The sequence below is a fragment of the Desulfitobacterium nosdiversum genome (assembly GCF_049860565.1).
Lineage (GTDB): Bacteria > Bacillota > Desulfitobacteriia > Desulfitobacteriales > Desulfitobacteriaceae > Desulfitobacterium_A > Desulfitobacterium_A nosdiversum.
This window is the reverse complement of record NZ_CP172056.1, coordinates 3,948,036-3,970,575: the sequence shown is the minus strand read 5'-3', so window position 1 is coordinate 3,970,575 and position 22,540 is coordinate 3,948,036. Positions and strand designations below refer to the sequence as shown.

The window sequence follows — 22,540 nt, the reverse complement described above, 5'->3', positions numbered from 1 at the left end:
AATAATCTTACTCCCTGACCGCAAAACTTGCCGCCATAGTTGTTGACGTCATATTGCATTTTCGGGAAATCCGATAATTTCGTTCAAGCTAATCTGTTTATCCGGCTCTATCCAAAGAAAGTCATTATTAAAAGACTTGATATTCCCTTCGATAAATTGAGGCGGCTGACCTTTCAATAATAAGTTCGCTTTGGTTCTGTCAGCCAAACAAGTTCTTAAATAATCATGAAGTGCCGACATCGTTTATCCCCCTTCTTTACTTTTTTTATTCAATGAATAGCTAATTCCCCAAAAGGCAAGAATGGCTATACCGCCGATAGCCAACCAAATCCAGGTGGATTGAACTATCCCGACATAAACGAGAGCTGTTCCGATATAGTAAGGGATAATTGATAAAGCTGCGGTCCAAATATAGGGCCATAGTTTAACAGAGGGCATCACTCCTGCAATGTAGTTCACGGCAAAAGCGGGGATGGGAAGAAGCCGGGCGATTAGTAAACCCAAGGAGCCTTTCTCACGAATCCAATGATCTACGGTTTCAAAACGTTGGGGAGTAATCAGTTTTTGAAAGAAACTTTTACCAAAATAACGAGCTAGATAGAAGATAATGAGTGAACTTAGAATAGAACCTATCCAAGCATAGAGTGTACCTGCAAAAATTCCAAATACCTTCAGAAGGAGAATAACGAGCCCTTCAGAAGGTATGGGAGTCATGCACAAAGCGGTCATGAGAAGAAGGGAGAGAAAAATACCCCTAAGTCCCCAATTTTGAATTAAGGAAGAGAGCCTATTTTCACGGTCAAGATAAAAGAAAAGAACAATTAACACGGTAAAAATAACCATGATTAAGAATAATACTATATAGTTTTTCTTATTCAGCTTTTGATCTTTCAAAATATGACCTCACTCTATTTTAGTTTAGTAACTTTAGTATAGCCATTTGATAAATAAAAGAAATAAGGAATTCCGAGAATTTAGTTTATAATGAAATAAAGGAGGAGAGAGGATGACAGAAAAGAAAACGGATTTAAACGAGTATCGTCGTTTTATCGGATATCTTATTCTTAGCTTTATATCCATATTTATCTATTTGCCTGTGATCTGGTTTATTAGTCTTTGGGTAACACAGAGTGAATTATATATTCGCTGGGGAATTTCATCCGTTTTAATTTTATTCTTTAATATCGTTTTTTATCAATTACGACTTCCTAACCGCTGGATGAAAAATTTGAGTATTGCAGCCGGGGTTAATATCATTCTTCTCTTATTGGAATATTATTGGTTATTTACGAGCCTATAAAAAAAGGAAGTGCAGTTATAGCGAATTAAATCGTGATAGTGCACTTCCTTTTTGAATACATATGAACCTTAAGATTGTTCTAAGATCTTTGAATCGGTCTTCTTTTTTTGATCTTGCTTAAAGCTTACACTTCTGGATTCATATTTGGCACTGTCACTGCTAATTGGCTTTTTTTGAATTTCTCCGGTTTTTTTCATTTTCTCACATCCTCAGTTGATATATTCCTCGATAAATGGGTTTCTTTTATAGTATGGAAGGAAAATGAATCTTATGTAAAAACAGCAACATAAATTCCAAAAATGCAAAGGATTTTTGGAATTTATGGCGAATTATACCATTTGCTAAGATCACATAGTCAGAAAGCAGGGGGAAATATGAAATACACGTTTATTGAGCTTTTTGACCAGCCGAAGATAAAAGAATTAATGCTGAAGTTTTTTCGATTAACGGGTATTCCCTCTGCAATTATTGATTTAGAGGGGAATTTTATCTTAACGGCTGGATGGAAAAGAAGTTGCAGCCATGGAATTACAACTGCGCGTGCTCCGATTAGCATAGGAGGAGACACAATTGCAATGCTGATTCTTGGTCAGACTATTAACGAAGAGTCTAAAACAGCGGAAAAGGTTAACGCAGCGCTTGATTATGCAAAAAGTGGTTTGGAGATCTATGGGGAAATGGAATTCAATCGAATAAAATTATTAGAACAGAAAATGAAGGATTTATTGGGAGAGCAGAAGCGCTTAAAAACTATTTTTGATCGGATTGCTAACATAGGAATTCAAATCTGTGATCAGAATGGTAAAGTTCTTTATTTGAATCGGGCCTCCGAAGAGATCTTCGGATGGAGTTCTGCCGAGGTTTTCGAAAAGTCTTTAGATCAGTTGATGTTTGATCAAGAAAGCTTCAAAATCATTCTTAATAATTTTAAGGAATTAATACAAGGGATTAAAATTAAACCTAGGGAGTGGCTCTGCTGCGATAAGCAGGGAAATAATCGGACTATTCTATTTATCATCCTTCCTATTTTTGAGATTAGGAAATATGAGTTTATTTGCCTAAGTATTGATTTAACAGAATATAAAAAATATGAAAAAGACGCGGCCCGGCTCGAACGCTTAAATCTAGTTGGTGAAATGGCTGCAGGGATGGGGCATGAGGTTCGGAACCCCTTAACAACGGTTAGGGGATTCTTGCAAGTCCTGTCTAAAAAAATGGAAAGCCAAAATTACAAGGAATATTTTCAACTCATGATTCAGGAGTTGGATCGTGCCAATAGTATTATTACCGAATTTCTCTTATTAGCCAAAAATAGACCCATTCGGCCTAAAAAAATAGACCTAAATCAAATTATTAATAGCTTAAGACCGCTTATTGAAGCAAATGCAGTTCTTTCCAATCAGACGTTTGAAATTCAAAGTGTAGAACTTCCCTTTCTTGAAGTGGATGAGAAAGAAATTCGACAACTGATTATCAATTTAGCGCGTAATGCGATCGAGGCAATGCACAGTGGCGGGCATTTGCTGATTAAAACCTCGTATTCGGGAGACGAAGTTATCTTAAGCGTACACGATACTGGCATGGGAATGGATTCTGAGATGCTGGAAAATCTAGGTACTCCTTTCATCAGTACGAAAGAAAATGGAACTGGCTTAGGCTTAGCGATGTGTTACAGTATTGCCTTGCGCAATCATGCTGTGATTCAAGTCCAATCTACTCCCAAGGGTACAACTTTTTTTGTGCATTTTAAACGATCACAAAACTTCGGGAAATTGAACGCCTAATAAAAAAATTCGAATCATTTTGATTCGAACTCTTTTATTGAGTATTATTTTCCGTATTTATGAACAAATATATCTGTAGTAAAGATAAGTCCTTTAGGGACAAGCTGACAAAGCTGGGGAAGAATACCTTCAATATTCTCTGTTGTATCTACGATTTCCAGAACAATAGGAAGGTCAGCGGATAGCTCCAAAAGCCGAGCAGTATGAACAACTTTGTCCTGACCATAGCCCTCAATCCCACGAGTAATGGTTACTCCGGCAATTTTTTCTTCATGAAGCCATTTTATCAAATATTGATAAAGGGGCTTATTTTTATATCGTTCGTTTTCGCCAACATAGACTTTGAGAAGTTTTGCGTTTCCATGCATTTTCAAAGCCTCCTAAGAATAATCATTCGAAAAGTCTTTACAGAGCTAGAGTATACGAGCAAGCCCTATTCCTAAAGCAACTCCAATAAAACCAAAGAAAATAGTAAAAAGAGTATAAGCGGCAGCAGTGCCGTAGCTGCCTCCTTCAAGAAGAGTAATGGCTTCATAACCAAAGGTCGAGAAGGTTGTATACCCCCCAAGAAAGCCGACGCCGATTCCTAAACGCCAAAGTGGACTCAACGTTAGACGTTCGATAAAAAGTGTGTTCAGAAAGCCCAGTAAAAAGGCTCCGGTAATATTAATTAAAAATGTATGAAGCGGAAAGCCCTGATTCCATTTGCCGGATATCCACAACCCTAATTGATAACGTGTTATGGTCCCTAAAGCTCCGCCAATGCTAATAACCCATAGTTCACTGATAGTAATCACACCCTTAACACAATTATTTTATAGTATCCTAACTTTTTCGTCAAACTCTAAGATTTGAAAAGGGTATAGAGATAATTTTAAAGCATATAGTTTTAAGGTAGGCAGAACAGGAGGGATGAAAGTGAGGTTCTTGCTTATTAATCGGAAAAGAATGCCCTTGTTTCTTTTTATTTTTATATTGATTATATTGGGAATTAGTTTTACAAGCAGAAACGTTACTGTTCCTTCATTAGTGCGCGCACCGGGAACTTATTCGATGGTGCATACACAGGAGAAAGTGGTGGCTTTGACGTTTGATGATGGTCCTGATCCCAATTATACAAAACAAATACTTGAGGTGTTGAAAGAGAAAAATGTTAAGGCTACTTTTTTTGTGCTTGGTGAAAATGTAAAATTATATCCGGAGTTGCTTATGCAAATTAATCAGGACGGACATGAAATTGGAAACCATGGTTATTCTCATATATATAGCACAAGCCTTACAGTTCGGGAATTAGCCAAGACTGATGAAGTGATTTATAACTCGCTTCATCAGCATACGCATTATTATAGACCCCCAGGTGGATTTGTATCAAAGGCAGTCCTCCAGGACGTAAAAGCAAAGGGGCACGTTCTGACGTTATGGAGTATTGATAGCCGGGATTGGCGTAATCCGGGAGTGAGCCGAATTGTTCAGAATGTAGTGGATAGTAGTTTCCCAGGAGCGATTATCCTGCTTCATGATGGTGGAGAAAAGCGTCAACAAACAGCAGAGGCCCTTAAAATTATCATTGATCGTTTACGAAATGACGGGTATCACTTTGTAACGCTATCTGAGCTGCAGCGTTTTGAAGGATCGAGCACTCAGATCCCCACTTATAAAACGGGAACGCCTTAATTATAGTTGATTATGGCTTTTTATCTTAAATGAAGTTCGGCAAAATTTAAGTTTCCAAGTGAAATAAAAGTTTCCTATTATGTTTTGGAATACTTGGTTTATTTAAGTGCTTATATTTTAGTTGGTTACGAGGTCTTAGGAAAGGCTATTCAAAATATTTTGCACGGAGCTGTTTTTGATAAGAATAAGAACATGAGGATGCACAATGGAATAAAATGGTATATATGAACGATGACGAAGGGAGAGTTGAGGGATGACTCGGTGGGACGAAATGAAGGGCCAATATCCACCGCATATGTGGTATCCATTACACGGACAAACTCCTTCTCCACCTTCTTTTGATATGAATTTAAATACGAATAACCCTTTAAGCCCTTCTGAGTACTCTGGATATGGGGTTTCAGAGCGCCAGATTGTTGCTGCAGATATTTGGCCTTTACTTCCCGCTATTGTTGGAACGGGGGCCTCTTTTTTACTCCTTTTAATGTTTAACCATAAGAGCTGGAAGAGTGACAATGATGAAACTCAAAATATTGATATGCTGTCTCCAGATGAGACGTCATATTCAGAGAGCGTTGTCGAGACTCGAAATCCACGCTTAGGGTCTGCCGTAGTAGTAATTTATTCAATCATTGCAACTGCGGGTGTTTCTTATTATGTGTTTAGGGTGTTGACCGCGGCTAACGGGCATATCATCAGTGCATTTATTCCAGTTTCCTCTGCGATCAGTGTATTAATTCTTTATTTTGCAGCGGCTTACATCCTTGAATATCACTTGGTTCCTGAGAGTTTTACCGGAGATCACATCGGCAATGATATAGTGACCGAACTTATGACGTTCGTCTATTTCAGTATAACGACCTTTGCTACTGCAAGTATGGGAGACTTTGCTCCTGTCAGCAATGGTTCGAGAATTCTTGTAAGTATGGAAGTTTTATTCTTTATTTATATCTTTACAATGGGGATTGTTTTCTTTGCTTCCCCTTAGGCATTGGAAGATAAGGATGACCAACGCTTAAGGAGGGCATCTTTGCTAATCCAAATAATTTTGGGTTCCCCCAAACGAGTCATGCGATGTGTTTTACCTTGAGGATGATAAACACGCATGATTATTTTTTGGAGTATTCCGACCCAGCGAACAAAGGGACTGATGGGGACATTTTGAACCTTAAAGCCTAACCCCTTGGCCCCGCGGTTCAGTAAAGTGAGACCAACAAATACATTAATATCCTGGTATTCAAGGCTTTGAGCAATATAGTCGGCAAGTACAGGAAGTGAAGCTCGAGCCAGGCGTAAGGCCTCAATGCCAATTTTCTGTGAATCGGTTTGCTTGATCTGCAAGCGGGTATTGTCTAAGTGAAGTTCTCCGACAATATCTCCTTCATGGGCAAGCACAGTCCCGTCGTCACCGATAAGATCCGGACCTTTATATTTGATTTTACTTATACGAAAGAGGCTGGTTGTGTTAATTCGAGCGATACGGTTTCTATGCGCATAATAGCTTTCCCACTTTTCCCAAAGCCGGTAGGTTAACCGGTGTAATCCGCTCCACTCCGGAAGAGAAAGCGGAAGAAGAGGGAGCTTTTTTACCTCAGGTATCTTTTGCAGCAAGATTCTTAGGGCCTGCAAGGTATGTTCGGGAGCTCCATCATCGCCTCCGCTGTCATGAAGAACGATAATTCCTCCTTCTTCTATCTTATTGAGAATACGTTGAGCAATTTGTTCCGGTGTTCTGCGGATATCCCAGTCATGACCTTCAGCTGTCCAAAGCACCGCACGGCGTTTATGGCGTTTGAACCAAAGTAGGGTCAAAAGATTAAAGGTTCCCCACGGAGGACGGATATATTCGATAGGGGAGCCTGTGACCTGTTCTAAGGTTGAGATCCCTTCATTCCATACTTTCCAGGTTTTCCAGGGGCTCATCAACCAGGCATGCTGATGAACCTGACAGTGAACACCTAGCTGATGACCGCGTTTTTGAATTTCACGGACAAGTTCCGGATATTGAGCGGCTCTTTCTCCCACAAGAAAGAAGGTCGCTTTTGTTTTATACTGATCGAGTAAATCAAGAAGAGCGGGGGTATAAAGCGGATTTGGCCCATCATCAAAGGTCAGAGCAACTCCAGGCTGATAATGCCTTTTCCAGCTGCCTATGCCTAATCGGTGGATAAAAAGATCAGGAATTAAGGTATAGGCAAGGAGAACAAGGAGAATGAGGATCGGTAAAAAAATAAGATCGTTCATGCTTTAATTCCCCTCTTCTGAACTTAGTCAAACTGAAAAGATGGAGATTTACTCCATCTTAAAGAAGCTTTCCCTTATATTATATCGTTCTATCCCAGGATATAACATATTGAAATGACATGTCCCATAATGTTCCGAAAGATGCTCTTTAAATAAATGTCTAGAAACACAAAGATCTTCTCATCTCTTCTTAAGCTTCAGTAATATTATTCCCCCAAAAGAATTGTTGTAATTGCAATAACAATGTTAAAAATAATCTTATAGTCATACTGTTTTGTCTCCTGAGGAACATCCAATTCAATATTTTTTATTGCTAATCTATCTATTTTCTCCTTGAGAATTTCTTGCTTATAAGAGGTGATATCATATATTGGTGCTTTTTTACTGTCATCTTTGGCAAAACAGAGTTTGAAGCTATTACTTCCCTCTCCGCTAAAAACAATTTCATCAGCATGATATTTTACACTTATTCCATTAATGCTGATTGGCTTATCATCATTATTCTCTATTCTTAATTCTAAAGTATCATCCGACGGAATCCTCCGATTTAAAGGAATTGTCGTATCCACATAGGATATCCCATTAAAGGACAGATTGTATATTTCCTTATCTCCAAAAGGCGTTCTCATCATTCTTTTGAACATGCTACCGGATAAAACGGTAATATCTGTAAGCTTTAAATTTTTAAGTCCCTTTAGCCTTATATAAGTTATGTTATCTTTATTTTCCACTTGATATTTAGGGGTAAAATCTTCTATAAAGTCACTTTCCTCATAAGTTGAAACATTATAAATCAATTTTACTTCATCAAAAGCAATCTTCTCTAAGTTATTAGCCAGTTTAAATCGAAAGTAAGTGAACTTTTGCGGCTTATTAAAGTTGATGGTAAGTTTCTTTTTGCTGTCAACGCTATATATACTATCATCCTGTATCTTCTCCCACTGCAGATTATCATAACTTCCAAAAACCTCGATACTTTTAGCAAAATTCGTTTTTCCTGTTGCTAATTCAATAGAAGTAGAAATGATATCCTTGTCCGGTAAATTGACAACTTTATAATCAAAGTAGAAAGCATCATCTTTCGAATATGAATTGATCAGCGACATTGGATAATTGACTGTATTATGATAAGACGTTGGATTACTCGTATTTATAAAATATGGAATATTATCTCCATCTTGATTTTTAATTAAAATATCACTCAAATCACTATTGGCATTATTATAAATTTCGGGAGTTAACCGCACTGATTTATATTTATTGCTGCCGGTATTATCGACCATAGCCGTGTGGGCAAACACCGTTGAATTAATAAAAAATATTAGAAAAAAAGTAATTCCACAAACCCTCTTAATCATTCAAAGCTCCTTTTGGCTCCAGTCTTTTATCGAAATATTGGTAGACAAAGGATATGGCAATCAGCGTAATGCCAAGAATGAAATAGGAAAATATTCTATATCCTTGCGTTAAGAAGGCTAGATCAACAATAAATAGTTTGGCAACTGCTGCTAATGAAATCCCAAGTCCAAATCTTCTGATTAATATGTACCTTTTTATAAAACCGAATATTATCCAGGATAGTGCGGTTAGTACATAAATTATACTTATAGCTACACTTGAGAAAGCTACGCTGTATTGAGTTATTAAGTTTTGCGTAAGAATAAGTACAAAATAAGCGGAAATTATCAAGGGATACCACTCAATACCAATCTTTTTATCCATGACAATACATTTTATTAATTCCCTGAGCGCAAATAAAGATAAGAGGCCCATAATTACGATGATGAAGCTTCCTATGACTTGGACACTAAGGGGTATTTCCTGAACAAATAAGCCCCGCGGATAAAGATAAAAGACAGATTCAAACATATTCATGGCAAAAAGGCAAAGGATCCCCATCCCGTATAAGGATAACGAAATAATCTTCATGTAAGAATCGGTTAATACTCTGATTCGTGGCGCAACATACGCAATCAAAAAGGTAAATATGACAGCGAGGGATTGCGTCAGATATTCTGCCGAATAAAATGAAGTCAATAGTTTTGGCTGAATTAACTTATAAACTTCAAATGAAATGTACAGCAAATAAATCCACAGATTCACTACTGTGACATATTTATATACCTTTTGTGTTTTGCTGTTCAATATCCTCTTATAAATATACGCACATAGAATAATTAAACTTCCAAGCGTCAGTGCCAAATATTTATAGGCAAATAAGTCGTCCAGTCCGATAAACAGATCGAAGAAAATAAACGAAAACACGCATAATAGATCTATCACATAGCCGCCTTTTTGGAGGTTTTTTTCGTTCCTCAATATCCCGTAGGTTGTCAAGGCAACCCCTTCCACTAACCAGCCAAGTGATAGCCACGTCTTGCCAAATTGGAAAGGTATGACCAATATCACAAATGCCAAACTTGTTAGATAAAATAAGGCTTGCGCATTTTTTTCGTTTTTAAATTTAGCTTCAATGAACCTGCCAAAAAACAAATAGGCAATAGCAAAGGCTATAGCAAGCAGTCCGGTAAAATCATCCAAATTGAATGTATAAAAAACTCCATACAAGATGATTGCACTTATAAAAGTGTTGATGCCCAACAATATAATATCTGCTTTTTGAAACTTAAGTTTATTGAAATAATTGCCTAACACAGGAACCAAAGTGTAAATGATAAAAGCAAACAAGACATATAGTATGACACCGATATGGTTAATACCGAAGTTTTTATGTAATAACATGTATGTAATGTTAGCCAACAAATATATCGTTCCGAAAATATTAAAAAACAAGCCAATATATGTTGAAATTATCCATTTGTTTTTAAAGGAAAGCAGTAAGGCTAGTAAGTTAAGCACGACAAAATAAAGCATTGCGTAATTCATAAGGGTAAGATTCCCCGATATTGAGAACATCGGCAAATACCCGCCTATAAAGGCAAAAGCGGCGATTGTCTGAGAGTTATACCACTGTGACAGTAAAAATGCTGCAGCCGTGATAAGCACACAAATTAATAGCGCAGGATACATGGTTAGAATATGGAGTCTAAAGTAGCTTATAGATATTGCAGCAAATAAAACCGCAATACCGCCTGCCGTTATCCCCAACGAAAAAACATTTGGCTTTTTCCGGTTTAAGAATTCTCCTCCTGCCAGCATTAAGATGCCTAAGGAGAACATCATAATACCCTTCAAGATATCAGTTAGTCTGAAATAAACAAATTGCGAGGCAGCAATAACACCAATAACCACTAAAAAAATCCCCAGTTTATTGATAATGTTAAGGCCTACAAAAGTTTCAATATTGTTTTTCCTATATAGTTCTTTAATTTGTCCTTCGCTTATTTCTTCGTTTCTTAGCTTTTCGAATTCGTCAGCTTCATTTTCTGAATATACTCCTGTTGTTTTAGCAATATCTGCCCTCGCTTGCGTTATCTTTTGGTTAGTCAATAAAGTAAGCTCATCAAGTCTTTTATAAATATCCTCGTTAATATCTATATTATTTAATTTAAGAGTAGCGGCCAAATCATCTATCCTTGATTTAACACGGTTTTCAAACGCCGTTAAGCGATTTACTTCATTCTCGATGTTAGATTTAAAATAAATCTCGGTTTTCGTTGAAGACATTTTTAAGATTGAAATTTTCTCATTATAGATTTGTTCATAAAGGGCATTTTTGAGTTGATTTTTTTCGTCAGATATTACTTTAAGATTCTTTTCGGCATTGGCCAAATCACTTTTTACTTTCTCCAATTCGTTCTTTAAAGCATCATTTTCCTTGGTTAAATCATTGTTAGATATATTCTGCCATTCACTTTCAAGTTCCAAGGAAATTTCTTTCTGCCTTGCTGCAATATCTTTCAATTTATCCGTCATAGCCATCTTTCATCCACCTCCAAATTGCCTAATACATAAAGGCGTTTTCGTAGTCGTTTCATAACTTTTGACTCACTCAACTGAACCGCGTTAGGACGACGCGGCTTTTCAATCAATTTCATTTAACGTTTTGTGTTCCCGCGGCGTTATTATTACAATTATCTTCAGTCTTAGAGGCGATTACATTGATGATGGCAATATAAAATGGATAAATGCAAAAAATAGCTATTAAGATAAGTCCTAATACCGGAGCAGGATCATCTCCCGGATTTGTCAAAGGGAACAAAAAATTAAAACAATAGGTGAAAATTGCGAAATAAGGGTCCAAAGCAGTGACACCCAACATTTTAATTTCCCAATATTTAAATACCTTCTTGAAAAAAGAAAAAATAATATTGACGATATAATAAATAAAAACAAGTCAGATAATAAAATAATCGAATTAGTCCTATTCAGCGACCAATTAGTAACTCTAGAAATTCGGTAAACATTTCCCATGGGTTCTATTTCAATTAACAAAGCCAGAGCGTATAGTGCACTGAACATATTCAACTTTACAAAATTCTTCATAACCGAACCTTTCAAAACTATCATCCGAAATTATCTAACAGCCAGGACAGCCGCGCCACCACCAACATGGCAGATAACGTCTCGCGTTTTGTCGAAGCATCCCAACCACATCCATCTTTCCTAGTTTCGGCAATACTCTGTTATCTGGAGTCGGAAGCCCCAGACACATGCTATAAAAAGATGAGGCCAACTCTATCTGTCGACCTCATGTTGCTAAATTATATTTTCAATTGGTTCTTTTACATCTGGACAAGAATTATAAAGTTCCTCAGGATCTAAGTCTAAACAATTATAGGGATCAAAATTACCGGATAAGTCCCAAGCTAAAGTGTCATTAAGAACAGTACAGGAATTCTTAAACAATTCAATATCCTGGAGTTGCTGAAAGACTCCCTTTTTTATTAACTCCGAAGCATCAAATAGTTTGATCTTCCCATCTTCAAAATAAATATATACTTTGTAATCATCAGTCGGCACTACCTGCAAAACTTTATGAAACACTTATAGTACCCCCTTAAATCAACGGATTGATTCTAATAAACTGATTATTGCCCTTTCCATTCTCCCAATTGGTCATCAATTCATCCTTATGAATCTCGCACCAAGCAAGTACTAGCTTAAGTTGTTTTGAAGGGAAGATCCCTTTCAATACCGTGGCGCTTTCAATATCTACTAAAATCTTGTTTTCACCATACTCCGCATGGAAATGTGGCGGATAATGATCATTCCAAAACATCATAATCTTTATACCGTAAAATTCACTTATTATTGGCATCCAGTAACACCTCGTTAGTTAATTATAACCTAAAGAAACTCAATTTGAAAATAATCCCATGTAGTCTGCTTCGAAATTCCGATTCGAGATAACGTCTCGCGTTTTCCTGTAGCGTCCTAATCACATGCATATTGGTAAAGTTACAGGAAAACGCTGTTATGTGAAGTCGCGTGCCCCAGATTCAGACGCCAACAGGACAGGACGTCGGTCCTTAATCTAACGAATTAATAAAATATGGCAACTTGTTATTTGATTCTGATATATTCTTACGCACATATCTAAAAATAAATGGAATTGTTAATGAAATACCAATAAAACCAAATATGAGAAAAGCCATTCTCACTATACCAATCTCAGAAAAATCAATCTCGCTATTATTTGATGTGCTATTAAACATCATCAGCACATTATATGAATTATACAAACTATGATACAGAATAGGAACTAAGAGTTTTTTAGTTTTAATATAAATCACACTTGTAAAAACACCAAAAATAAAAGCTCCAAAAAATCCCCATAAATGAAGAATTCCAAATAATACTGAACTAAGAAAAATACCAATTCGAATACTATTAAATTTTTCGGATAGTCGGTGAAGAAGTATCCCTCTGAAAAATATTTCTTCAAAAACTGGTGCTAATAATATTGGGTCAATTACTGTTAATATTATTTTTGTTAATGATTGTGTTTGTTTTACAGTATGAATTTTTGAAAATACCTCGCTGTTTAAACCAACAACTCTATTTATATCAATTAGGAATGTCATTAAAAAGAATATAATTAAAAGGCTAGCAACGCTAAATATGCATACACAAATAAAAACTCCAAAAGGACTAATATTATCCTTAAAATTAGGCAACTTTCCTACAAGGTTCTTAATATTCATTTTATTTCTTTTTGCAATCCAAATAATAAAGATTCCAGATAATAAATAGTATAATATCTCACTGTCAATCTTCAGATACTTCTCAAAAAACGTTGATAAAATTAAAGCAATTGATAAAACAAATATGGGCCATCTAATCTTCATAGCTTTAAAAACATTCTCGCTCTCTATTCTTCCTTCACTCACTATCTCGACTCCTTAACAATAAATAAGAACTTAAAAATCCGTCACACGATGTGGCGTCACTGCGCGCGATTTCACATAACTCATCCCTATGCCGCGCGTCCCAACCACATTCATCTATTCAAGGTGTTGGCGATACTCTGTTAAGTGAAGTTGGTCGCCCCCATATTCAGCAGTCGCCATGGACGGCGACTCCTCAAATCCCGAAAGGCCATTCCTGATGATTGGAGTAAAATGGATAAAGGGAAGCGCGTCTGAAATCTTCCAACATGACATTATGTTCATTTGTCGTATAATCGCCTTTTATTTTTTTCATAAAAAACAATGAAGCTAATAAAGAATATAATTGTTACGCCTGCGATCACTGTTGTAAATTTGTCAAAAGGAGGGAATTGTTTTGCTTTTAGAAGATATGTCAAAATTGCATTAGGAAGATTAACAAAATATGAAATAATAACATTGTTATCCGACAGTTTAAAAGCCACCGCAAACCCAATACCCACTATAAACAACAAGAGCAAATCACCTAAATCTCTAAATCCTGGATATCCCAAATGATAAATTGAGAACAAAAGACCGGATAACAAGATTGCCGGCAACCATCCATATTGTTTTTCAAACCGAATCTGAAAAAATCCTCTAAAAAGAAATTCTTCAAAAAAAGTAGTCATCGTAAGAGGAACTATACATATGGGGATCAACTCAAAATGAAGAGGTGTAGAATTTATTATCAATGGAATATATTGACCGCCGATAGACATAATGTCAAAAGTAACAAGGACGATTATCTGTTGTATCCCAATTTTCTTAATGCCAAAATTATTAATAGATTCACAGTTTTTGTATGCAAAATACAAAGGCAGTGCCGTACTTAGTAATAATCCATAGATCAAATTGTAAAATATATAAAACTTAATTCCCGAAAATGCATTTGCCAATGATATTGATAAAATAATCGTTATTATAATAAGTGCTGCTTGAGCTAAATAAATGTGCTTTTTTATTTCATTCACCTCAATAAGAAATTCACTTGTGTTTGTTTAGGTTCCCATTATTGCCAACCCTTGGATTTCCCCAGATGCTCATAATAGACTTACTTTAATAATACGTATTTTGATAAACTACAAAGCAAAACTGCTCAATCCTCGCCAAGGACGGCGCGACGTTCCCCGCGACCAATTTCACTTAACGTTCTCGCCATTCCCGCAGCGCCATATTACATGCATATTTTCTAAGTTGCGGGAATGGACGTGTTATACGGTGGCGGGGCCTGACCCCAAAGATTATCTTAATTGGCCAAAGACTTAACTAGTAAATCTATTCGAAGACTATCATAAAATAACAAACCCTTGAGGATACTTCTATATATTGGAGAGCGTCTCTTACATTTCTTCTGAGATATAAATTGGATAACCTAATAAATCGTTAACTCTTGTTTCATTGTTAGCGAATATATAACATTGTTCATTTGTTATATATCGTTTTTGATATAATGACGTTATCTTCTTAGTGCTTGATTTAATTGCTCCAATTCTTGTTAACTTATTGATAGGATGTTCATAGGTACTGCGTCCATAACGCTCACAACCTTCTGGTAAAATTGTATTTAGAATAGGTCTACCCTCAAGGTAATTTACTATTGCTTGGAGAGCCGAACAGCCCGAATGAATTGGCGTATACCAACCATCATCAAGCCACATCTGGGTAATATATAAAAACGTTCCATTATAAACTAAAGGGTCATTACTTATATCATCCGGATTCGGATCTGAAATCCATAATGCAAATTCATCAATACCCTGCAAACTTGTCAATGATTCTTTTGGGAAAATTACTTTCGTAGCAGTCATTGATTCTAGAACAAATCCTTTTCGCTGATTAGCAAAATCATACATTTCCTTTGGTCTTTCGTAGTCTAGCATCTCATTTTTCTTGAGAAATTGTATTAATAATTGAATTTTCTCATTATTGGTCAACTTAGTGTCTACTGGTTCTTCAGACATTTCTACCTTTGGTCCTGAGATTGCGAGACTTATAGACTTTTTACGTTTATATTTTTTTGGATAATATTTAGCTGGAATTTGTTCAACAAACATATTCAAAGATTTTTCGTTAATATGAAGATAATTCATTAGCATAATAGTTTTTCTTCCTCCCAATTTTGCATTGTTCTAAAGCAAGGCCAACATTATAAATAACAACTTACATATTCCCAAAAATCGCAATTATAAATATTATGCATTCGAGTATACCCGAGCGGCCCCGCTGTCGTATAACTACCGTATTCCCGAAATAGGTTCGTAGATTTCTAACTATATATGTCTTCTGTTTTTTACATAAATATCCTTCTAAGAACAGAATAAACTATTATATTGAGCTCTGTATACTTCAAACCCTGAACTTAAGGATAGTTAAATTGGATACTGGATACCAGTGCCCAAACCTTTTGATCAGTTACATATGTTATCAAGGCTGCTAAGGATTTTGTAACCGAAAGCCCCGATAGGTCTAAGAAGTTATACCTTCCCGGTAAAGGTCAAATAGAGCAAGACCGCATTTAAGGCAATAATCAGACCGGCAATAACATACCCTACAACCCTGGTCAACGGTTTATTAACAAGAGAGCCCATCAAGTTTTTGCGGTTGGTAATGTATAACAGGGGGATGATCGCAAAAGGAAGGGCAAAACTTAAGGCGACCTGACTGATGACTAAAGCGCTCATGGGGTTAATGCCGAGAGCAATAATGATTATTGCAGGAGTCATTGTTATCAGGCGTCGAACGTTGATTGGGATATTTAGACCAACAAAACCTTTCATAATCGTTTGCCCCGCGAAAGTTCCGACCGCTGAAGAAGATAGCCCTGAAGCAAGTAGAGCAATGCCAAAAGCTCCGCTGGAAAGAGAACCGAGAAGTGGAGTAAGGGATTGATGGGCCTGCTCGATGGAATCGACGACCATTCCGTTGCGGAAAAAAACAGCTGCGGAAACGATAAGCATAGCGGCATTAACGATAAACGCAATATTCATCGCAATAGCGATATCGATACGCTCCATACGAAACAGGCTTTGCTTTTGTTGGTCATTTAATCCTGCTTTATTGCGGGCCTGAACAAGTTGGGAGTGAAGATAAATAACATGCGGCATTACGGTAGCCCCAAGCATTCCTACTGCAAGCAATACGGCCTCTCCATTTGGCAAGGAGGGAATTAAAGTGTGTAACCCAGCGGCTTTCCAGTCAGGTTTGGCAAGGAATAATTCTAAAGTGTAAGCAACACAAATGATCGCAACAAGTGAGCCAATAATCCCTTCAACAGTGCGCTGCCCGAACTTTTCCATGTAGACAATGAGAAAGGTAAGGGCGCCTGTAATAAAGCCTGCATAGATCAGCGGGATCCCAAAGAGTAAATATAAACCCAGTGTTCCGCCCAAAAATTCTGCTAAGTCGGTAGCCATGGCTGCGAGCTCAGCCTCAATCCAGAAGAACCAATTCATCTTTCGAGAAAAGACCTGAGAACACATTTCCGGCAAGTTACGCCCTGTTGCGATGCCGAGTTTGGCGGAGAGACTCTGTAAAAATATGGCCATGAGATTGCTCCATAGGATGACCCAAACTAAGTTATAGTTGAAAACTGAGCCTCCGCTTATGTTCGTGGCAAAATTTCCGGGGTCTATATAGGCAACGCTCACGATAAACGCTGGACCGATAAAACTAAATGTGGATCTAATTCTATTCCACTTATTCTCATATACTGGAATTGGAATGGACACTTTGTTAGGAATATTCAGCCCATCGCTCATTGGAATAGCACCTCTTTCTAATTAAAATTAAGTCATCATAAGACACGATGCCGGAGATATGATAAAGTACAGGTAAAATAAAGGAGGTACATCCATTGTTATCTCCAAGCTTAGAGGATTATTTAGAAGAGATTTACCGTATTTCACAATCATCCCAAATTGTTCGGGTGTCGGATATAAGTAACAAGCTGAAGGTTACGCTTCCTTCCGTTTCAAAGGCATTTCGAAAGCTAAAAGACCAGCAATACATCATCTATCAGCCTTATGGGGAAATAGAACTCACTGAAAAAGGAAGAGTGCTCGGAAGTTTTCTTGTTAAAAGAAATCAATTGCTGCAGGAATTTTTAGAACTCATATGTAGTAAATGTGATATTGCTGCAGAAGCTGAGGCGATGGAGCACTATCTTTCGCTGGCAACGATTGAGTCAATTCAATCTCTTGTTACGTTCATGAAGTCAAACTCAGAATTCTATGCTAACTTTCTTCAATTTCTAAGTAATCTGCCGGGTAAAGAGACCCTTCTTTAAAATTTAGGATATTTCCATGACCAATTTTGGCCAATACACCTCCTATATTTGTTAACTAAGACTAACTTTGAAGTAAAATAAGGTTAACCTGGGCTAACTTCTATTAAAATTCTGAGTTATTATACGTTGCCGAGCTTAAAGTTGTTACTATCGTCTTCTAGCAATAGCTGGGTAAAGTTTATAAAGCAAGATGGCTCAACCTGTGAATGGTTCGAGCCATCTTGCTTTAGATATACAATTAAATTCAAAATTTAAAATAGCTGCCGTTCAACGGAAAGGTTAACATCTTGAAGAAGTTCTATTCACTTAATTACCATATTTATATTATTTTCCCAATATTTCACCTGTTGGCGCTCCGCCTCATATTGGACCTGTTTCCAATTTATGTTGCCCGCCTGTCCCGCCAGTTGGGGTTGGCGTTGGCGTAGGAATTATTGCAATCGCGATTTTAATTCTTATTGCCCTGGGTGTCATTTTCTAAAAAACGGATTTTAAAGTGAAGCCGGGGTTATTCCCGGCTTTTCTCTAGCCAAAAATTTGTTTATTCAATTAAAAAGTCATTCACTTTATGGAAGAAACACTGAGAACACGATATACTAAAGAGGTTTACTGTATGTCGAAACTAGGAGGCTCTAAATGTGAAAGTAGTACTTGATTGTATCCCCTGTTACCTTAGACAAGTCATGAATGCAACGGCACAGACGGAGTTTTCAGAGCGGGAGTCCCGTGAGTTGATGTATCAAATTTTACCCATGATTCCCGAACTTGACCCGGAGGGAACACCTGCTGAAAATTCAACGCTTGTTTTGCGCAAAGTGAATGAACTTTTAGGAATTGAGGATCCTTTTCTATCCGCTAAAAAAGAAGCTAATGAAAAGGCTCTTTCGCTTCTGCCACAGCTTAGGGAACGCATTCGGCAGAGCGAGGATCCATTATATACGGCTTTGCAGGTTTCAGTAGCCGGCAATATTATCGACTTAGGAATTATCACAGACTATAATATTGAAGAGACCTTAAAAGAATCTTTATCCGGAACGTTTGCCCGGGATGATTCGAAAGAGTTTAAGAAAAGGCTGAACCAAGCCCGTGAAATACTGATTTTAGGAGATAATTCCGGAGAGATTGCTTTCGATAGGCTTCTTGTTGAAGAACTTCGGAGGTTTGGAGTTCACGTTACCTTTGTGGTTAAAGGTCAAGCGATTTTAAATGATGCAACGTTTGAAGATGCTGCCAAGGTGGGAATGGATGATGTTGCCGATGTTATAAGCAATGGCAATGGTTATCTTGGAACTGTTGTCCGAAAGCGTTCTCAAGAATTGATTGAGGCCATGGACAGGGCTGATTTAATTATCAGTAAGGGTCAAGCCAATTATGAATCTTTGGAATCGACCCGAGAAGCAGGTGAGAAAACTTACTTCCTGCTTCGTGCGAAATGTGAAATTGTTGCAGGAAATCTTGGCGTAAAGCTTGGAAACATGGTTTTCGCGAGGAATTCAATGGGTTAAGGCAGTTTCATTTGGGTTAAATTTGATAATCGGACACGCATGATGATGAAAAGACGAGAAACCTTTCTTAGGATTGAGAAGAAACGATATTTTCTTAGGAAATTAGCCAAATATATTGACGGATTAACGAGAATAGACATATAATAGACCAGAACTAAAAATTCTCTGTTAGGTGAGGCTCCTGCATAAACACAGGCCACTGCCCGGAAATGTCGAGAGACATTGCTCCAAAAGAACAGCTAGAAATGTTCTTTTTTGGCTACGACGGCTCAGACTTTCGTTTGAGACGCCAATGGGTATAACAGGTATTACCGGCATAAGGTTTTACTTAAGGTGGCTGAGAAACCTCTACGTTATGCAGTGCTAAAGCTCAACGAGTTAGGGAAGGTCAAAAAATTTTCGCGTTTCTTCTCTTGATATGCGAAGGCCTTCTATTTACTAGAGGGCTTTTTTATTTTGCATTTATTATTTTACCTAAATTGGGAATGGCTAAAGGAGGTGGTTTTCATGGATTCTGGCCCCAGTCAGGAGACATTTAAGAACGGATTAAAAAAGTTAACAATGAGTCAATTAAATGGAGCCGCACCGTTGTTTATGGAGGTCAGACTCCAGGAGTAAGGAGGAGGAAAATGGGTGAAGTTAAAGTTTTAGGCGAATTTTATTTTAGCCAGATCCTGAATAAGCCCATCCGGGATGCTCAAGGACGCCGCATTGGACGAGTTAAAGACATGGCTATGCGTTGGGACAGCCTGACCCCTCATGTCACTGGGATTAAGTTTGCCAAAGGGGTTCAGGATTTGATTCCAATCGAGAGGGTATCAACGCTTAATCAAGAGGAAGTGCAGCTTTCAGTTGCATTTAGCCCTGAGATTACAGATCAGCTCGAAGAGGATGAAACATTTATCGGGAAATGGCTTTTAGATAAGCAGATTATTGATTTAAAAGGATCAAAACTTGTACGGGTAAATGATCTGACACTTTCTTGGATTACCCGAGATCATAGACGATTCATGGTTTTAGTTGCCGTAGATATTGGGCTGCGGGGTTTATTCCGGCGTTTAGGCGCAGAGTTTCTCGTAAAAAGGATAGAAAATAATTTCTTGGGCTGGCAATATATAAAGCCTCTCGAAAGCAGGAACTCTGCACTCCAAATTACACGGGAAAAAGAACAGCTAAGAGAGCTTCATCCCGCGGATATTGCGGACCTTTTAGAAGCCTTGGGATATAAGGAAAGAACAGACTTAATTAATACCCTGGACTCTCAACAGGCGATTGATGCTTTAGCTGAAATGGAGTTGGATGTTCAAGTTGAGGTTATCAATCAGCTCGATGAAAATATTGCCTCAGACCTTTTGGAAGAAATGCCGGCCGACGAGGTTGCGGATATCTTGGGAGAACTTTCTGCTGAAAAGTCGGAAGAACTTCTGAACTTGATGGAATCTGAAGATGCGGAAGATGTTCGCGAACTCATGAAGTACAATGAAGATACGGCAGGAGCACTTATGACGACGGAATATATTGGCTTGCCGCTTCATCTTACTGCAGAAGAAGCAATCAATAAACTTCGCGAATTGGCCCCTGAGGCTGAGACAATTTATTACTTGTTTGTTGTTGATGATGAGGAAACCTTGGAAGGGGTGCTCTCTTTACGGGAATTGATTATTGCTCCGCCGTCAACTCAGCTTAAGGAGTTAATGCATAAGAAAATTGTTCATACTCATCCCTTAGAAAATACCGAGAAAGTAGCCGATACGATGAATAAGTACGGCCTTTTGGCTATACCTGTAGTCGATGATGAGAATAAAATGTTGGGGATTATTACCGTCGATGACATTCTCGAACTTCTTATTCCTGAGCGAGGAAAGAGTGATCTTGACTCTTGGTTGGTTGTTCGGAAAAGGCAAGCGAAAAGGGGGCAGGCCGAATGACCTGGAAAAGCAATATCGCCCTCTTTTTATCGGTGATGGGACCGGGGGTTGTAACGGCTTTTGCCGATAATGATGCAGGCGGCATCGCAACTTATGCTGCAGCGGGTGCAAAGTATGGATATGCTCTAATTTTTACGATGCTTGTCAGTACCCTCTTTTTAGCAATTGCCCAAGAAATTTCTGCGCGGACTGGAGCGGCGACGGGCCGCGGTCTCTCGGATCTGATTCGTGAACAGTATGGTGTTAAGTGGGTCTTGTTTGCGATGGCTATTTTAATGGTTGCTAATCTGGGAACTACAGTTTCTGAATTTTCGGGTATTGCCACAGCTTTCGAGATTTTTGGCGTAAGCAAATATATTTCCGTTCCGTTAGTTGCTGCTATTATTTGGTGGCTGGTTATTAAGACAGATTATGAACGAATCGAAAAGATTTTTCTGCTCCTTTGTTTAACTTTTTTTAGCTATGTTATTTCCGGTTTTATCGTTAATCCGCCGTGGCATGAAGTCCTCATACAGTCGGTTACCCCAAGCTTTTCTCAATCTCCTGACTTCTTGCTCATGGCGATCGGTGTTATTGGAACGACGATTACACCATGGGGCCAGTTTTATGTTCAAGCCTCTGTTGTGGATAAAGGAATTACTGCGAAAAACTATCGCTATACTCGATGGGATGTTTTGATCGGTTCTTTTTTCACGGGCTTTATCGCCTTCTTTATTATCGTGGCCACAGCAACAACGTTATTTGCGAACCATATTTCGATTGAAACTGCGAAAGATGTGGCGATTGCTTTAAGGCCCTTAGCCGGGGAGTATTCCAGCCTGCTCTTTGGGTTTGGGTTGCTGGGAGCATCTGTCCTGGCTGCCTTTGTTCTTCCGCTCAGTACATCTTACGCGGTTTGCGAAGCTTTCGGTTTTGAACATGGAATTAGTAAATCCTATCAGGATGCTCCTGCTTTTTTTGGATTATATACGGTGATTATTATTTTGGGGGCAGCTATCGTGCTTTGGCCGGGACTCTCGCTCTATCACGTCATGCTTCTGACTCAAGTCATTAACGGGATGCTTCTCCCTCCGATTCTAATTTTCATGGTTCTTATTGCCAGTAAGAAAAGCATCATGGGCGAGTATGCCAATACTCCTTTTTTCAACCTTGTGTCCTGGATTTTTACGGGTATTTTAATTGTTTTAACCGTTCTTTTAATGCTTGGAACACTTTTTCCGGGTTTGATGAAAGGTGTGTTTTAAGTCATATTCAAGTTAATATTAAAGTAAAGTCTGCTAAGCATGGGTTCTTCAGATCGAAGAATTCATGCTTTTAATTTTTTGTATTTTAAGATTTAAATTAGGATAAGAAATCAGATAGAGGTCAAATTAATTAAGAAGGCAAAACAAAATAGTCATAATATTCTAAGGAGGAATAATTTACCCCTCTGTAGAATGGTGCTTATCAGAAAAGTGTGAACGGAAAAGGATTAAATAAATAGTACTA

General features: G+C 37.8%; 22 protein-coding genes and 1 riboswitch. Of the genes, 8 read left to right on the top strand and 14 right to left on the bottom strand.

The window, feature by feature from the left end; all coding sequences use genetic code 11:
* Positions 1–48: 48 nt before the first annotated feature.
* Together ACHOLT_RS19320 and ACHOLT_RS19315 are read right to left on the bottom strand one after the other, a co-directional pair.
* The gene (locus tag ACHOLT_RS19320) at positions 49–240 is read right to left on the bottom strand and encodes a hypothetical protein (protein ID WP_425804030.1); all 192 of its coding nucleotides are present in this window, start codon (positions 238–240) and stop codon (positions 49–51) included.
* Between the two features lie 3 nt (positions 241–243).
* Positions 244–897 carry a TVP38/TMEM64 family protein gene (locus tag ACHOLT_RS19315; RefSeq protein ID WP_425808179.1) on the bottom strand — a complete coding sequence of 218 codons (654 nt, stop codon included), beginning with the start codon at positions 895–897 and terminating at the stop codon, positions 244–246.
* A gap of 109 nt (positions 898–1,006) precedes the next feature.
* Between ACHOLT_RS19315 and ACHOLT_RS19310 the strand changes: the two genes are divergently transcribed.
* On the top strand, positions 1,007–1,300 hold the full coding sequence (locus tag ACHOLT_RS19310; RefSeq protein ID WP_425804028.1) for a hypothetical protein: 294 nt from the start codon (positions 1,007–1,009) through the stop codon (positions 1,298–1,300).
* Positions 1,301–1,368: 68 nt separating this feature from the next.
* Here ACHOLT_RS19310 and ACHOLT_RS19305 read toward each other — a convergent pair whose 3' ends face one another.
* A complete protein-coding gene (locus ACHOLT_RS19305; protein ID WP_425804026.1) occupies positions 1,369–1,497 on the bottom strand; it encodes a hypothetical protein in 129 nt (42 codons plus the stop codon).
* 177 nt (positions 1,498–1,674) lie between these two features.
* On the opposite strand from ACHOLT_RS19305, the gene ACHOLT_RS19300 reads away from it, so the two are divergent.
* A complete protein-coding gene (locus ACHOLT_RS19300; protein WP_425804024.1) occupies positions 1,675–3,084 on the top strand; it encodes an ATP-binding protein in 1,410 nt (469 codons plus the stop codon).
* Positions 3,085–3,128: 44 nt separating this feature from the next.
* Here the strand turns inward: ACHOLT_RS19300 and ACHOLT_RS19295 are convergent, their stop codons facing one another.
* Together ACHOLT_RS19295 and crcB are read right to left on the bottom strand one after the other, a co-directional pair.
* Complete coding sequence (locus ACHOLT_RS19295; protein WP_425804022.1) at positions 3,129–3,452, bottom strand: DUF190 domain-containing protein; 324 nt, start codon at positions 3,450–3,452, stop codon at positions 3,129–3,131.
* A 45-nt stretch (positions 3,453–3,497) separates the two neighbouring features.
* Positions 3,498–3,881, bottom strand: a complete 384-nt coding sequence (gene crcB, locus ACHOLT_RS19290) for a fluoride efflux transporter CrcB (RefSeq protein WP_425804020.1) — start codon at positions 3,879–3,881, stop codon at positions 3,498–3,500.
* 115 nt (positions 3,882–3,996) lie between these two features.
* Here crcB and ACHOLT_RS19285 point away from each other — a divergent pair, with 115 nt between their 5' ends.
* Together ACHOLT_RS19285 and ACHOLT_RS19280 are read left to right on the top strand one after the other, a co-directional pair.
* Complete coding sequence (locus ACHOLT_RS19285) at positions 3,997–4,758, top strand: polysaccharide deacetylase family protein (protein ID WP_425804018.1); 762 nt, start codon at positions 3,997–3,999, stop codon at positions 4,756–4,758.
* 253 nt (positions 4,759–5,011) lie between these two features.
* Positions 5,012–5,746: an ion channel gene (locus tag ACHOLT_RS19280; protein WP_425804016.1), complete on the top strand. Its 735-nt coding sequence runs from the start codon at positions 5,012–5,014 to the stop codon at positions 5,744–5,746.
* Here ACHOLT_RS19280 and ACHOLT_RS19275 read toward each other — a convergent pair.
* The 9 genes from ACHOLT_RS19275 to ACHOLT_RS19235 form a co-directional block, all read right to left on the bottom strand.
* On the bottom strand, positions 5,743–7,002 hold the full coding sequence (locus ACHOLT_RS19275) for a polysaccharide deacetylase family protein (RefSeq protein WP_425804014.1): 1,260 nt from the start codon (positions 7,000–7,002) through the stop codon (positions 5,743–5,745). The two genes, ACHOLT_RS19280 and ACHOLT_RS19275, sit on opposite strands and share 4 nt — an antisense overlap.
* Before the next feature lie 206 nt (positions 7,003–7,208).
* Positions 7,209–8,360, bottom strand: coding sequence for a hypothetical protein (locus ACHOLT_RS19270; protein ID WP_425804012.1), 1,152 nt, complete (start codon positions 8,358–8,360; stop codon positions 7,209–7,211).
* Positions 8,353–10,866, bottom strand: coding sequence for a DUF2339 domain-containing protein (locus ACHOLT_RS19265; protein WP_425804010.1), 2,514 nt, complete (start codon positions 10,864–10,866; stop codon positions 8,353–8,355). Before ACHOLT_RS19265 ends, ACHOLT_RS19270 begins: the two co-directional genes overlap by 8 nt.
* A gap of 795 nt (positions 10,867–11,661) precedes the next feature.
* A complete protein-coding gene (locus tag ACHOLT_RS19260; protein WP_425804008.1) occupies positions 11,662–11,949 on the bottom strand; it encodes a DUF2442 domain-containing protein in 288 nt (95 codons plus the stop codon).
* Positions 11,950–11,962: 13 nt separating this feature from the next.
* Positions 11,963–12,223 (bottom strand): DUF4160 domain-containing protein, encoded by a 261-nt coding sequence (locus tag ACHOLT_RS19255; RefSeq protein ID WP_425804006.1) that lies wholly within the window; start codon positions 12,221–12,223, stop codon positions 11,963–11,965.
* A 211-nt stretch (positions 12,224–12,434) separates the two neighbouring features.
* A complete protein-coding gene (locus ACHOLT_RS19250) occupies positions 12,435–13,295 on the bottom strand; it encodes a CPBP family intramembrane glutamic endopeptidase (RefSeq protein WP_425804004.1) in 861 nt (286 codons plus the stop codon).
* Positions 13,296–13,573: 278 nt separating this feature from the next.
* A complete protein-coding gene (locus tag ACHOLT_RS19245; RefSeq protein ID WP_425804001.1) occupies positions 13,574–14,305 on the bottom strand; it encodes a CPBP family intramembrane glutamic endopeptidase in 732 nt (243 codons plus the stop codon).
* A 369-nt stretch (positions 14,306–14,674) separates the two neighbouring features.
* A complete protein-coding gene (locus tag ACHOLT_RS19240) occupies positions 14,675–15,430 on the bottom strand; it encodes a hypothetical protein (RefSeq protein ID WP_425803999.1) in 756 nt (251 codons plus the stop codon).
* A gap of 378 nt (positions 15,431–15,808) precedes the next feature.
* Complete coding sequence (locus tag ACHOLT_RS19235; protein WP_425803997.1) at positions 15,809–17,092, bottom strand: Nramp family divalent metal transporter; 1,284 nt, start codon at positions 17,090–17,092, stop codon at positions 15,809–15,811.
* 95 nt (positions 17,093–17,187) lie between these two features.
* Between ACHOLT_RS19235 and ACHOLT_RS19230 the strand changes: the two genes are divergently transcribed.
* The 4 genes from ACHOLT_RS19230 (at position 17,188) to ACHOLT_RS19215 (ending at position 22,296) form a co-directional block, all read left to right on the top strand.
* The gene (locus ACHOLT_RS19230; RefSeq protein ID WP_425803995.1) at positions 17,188–17,619 is read left to right on the top strand and encodes a metal-dependent transcriptional regulator; all 432 of its coding nucleotides are present in this window, start codon (positions 17,188–17,190) and stop codon (positions 17,617–17,619) included.
* A 638-nt stretch (positions 17,620–18,257) separates the two neighbouring features.
* Complete coding sequence (locus tag ACHOLT_RS19225; RefSeq protein WP_425803993.1) at positions 18,258–19,124, top strand: damage-control phosphatase ARMT1 family protein; 867 nt, start codon at positions 18,258–18,260, stop codon at positions 19,122–19,124.
* 157 nt (positions 19,125–19,281) lie between these two features.
* A riboswitch (M-box (ykoK) riboswitch) is annotated at positions 19,282–19,514 on the top strand.
* Positions 19,515–19,753: 239 nt separating this feature from the next.
* Positions 19,754–21,052 carry a magnesium transporter MgtE N-terminal domain-containing protein gene (locus ACHOLT_RS19220; RefSeq protein ID WP_425803991.1) on the top strand — a complete coding sequence of 433 codons (1,299 nt, stop codon included), beginning with the start codon at positions 19,754–19,756 and terminating at the stop codon, positions 21,050–21,052.
* Positions 21,049–22,296 carry an Nramp family divalent metal transporter gene (locus tag ACHOLT_RS19215; protein WP_425803989.1) on the top strand — a complete coding sequence of 416 codons (1,248 nt, stop codon included), beginning with the start codon at positions 21,049–21,051 and terminating at the stop codon, positions 22,294–22,296. Before ACHOLT_RS19220 ends, ACHOLT_RS19215 begins: the two co-directional genes overlap by 4 nt.
* Positions 22,297–22,540 lie beyond the last annotated feature (244 nt).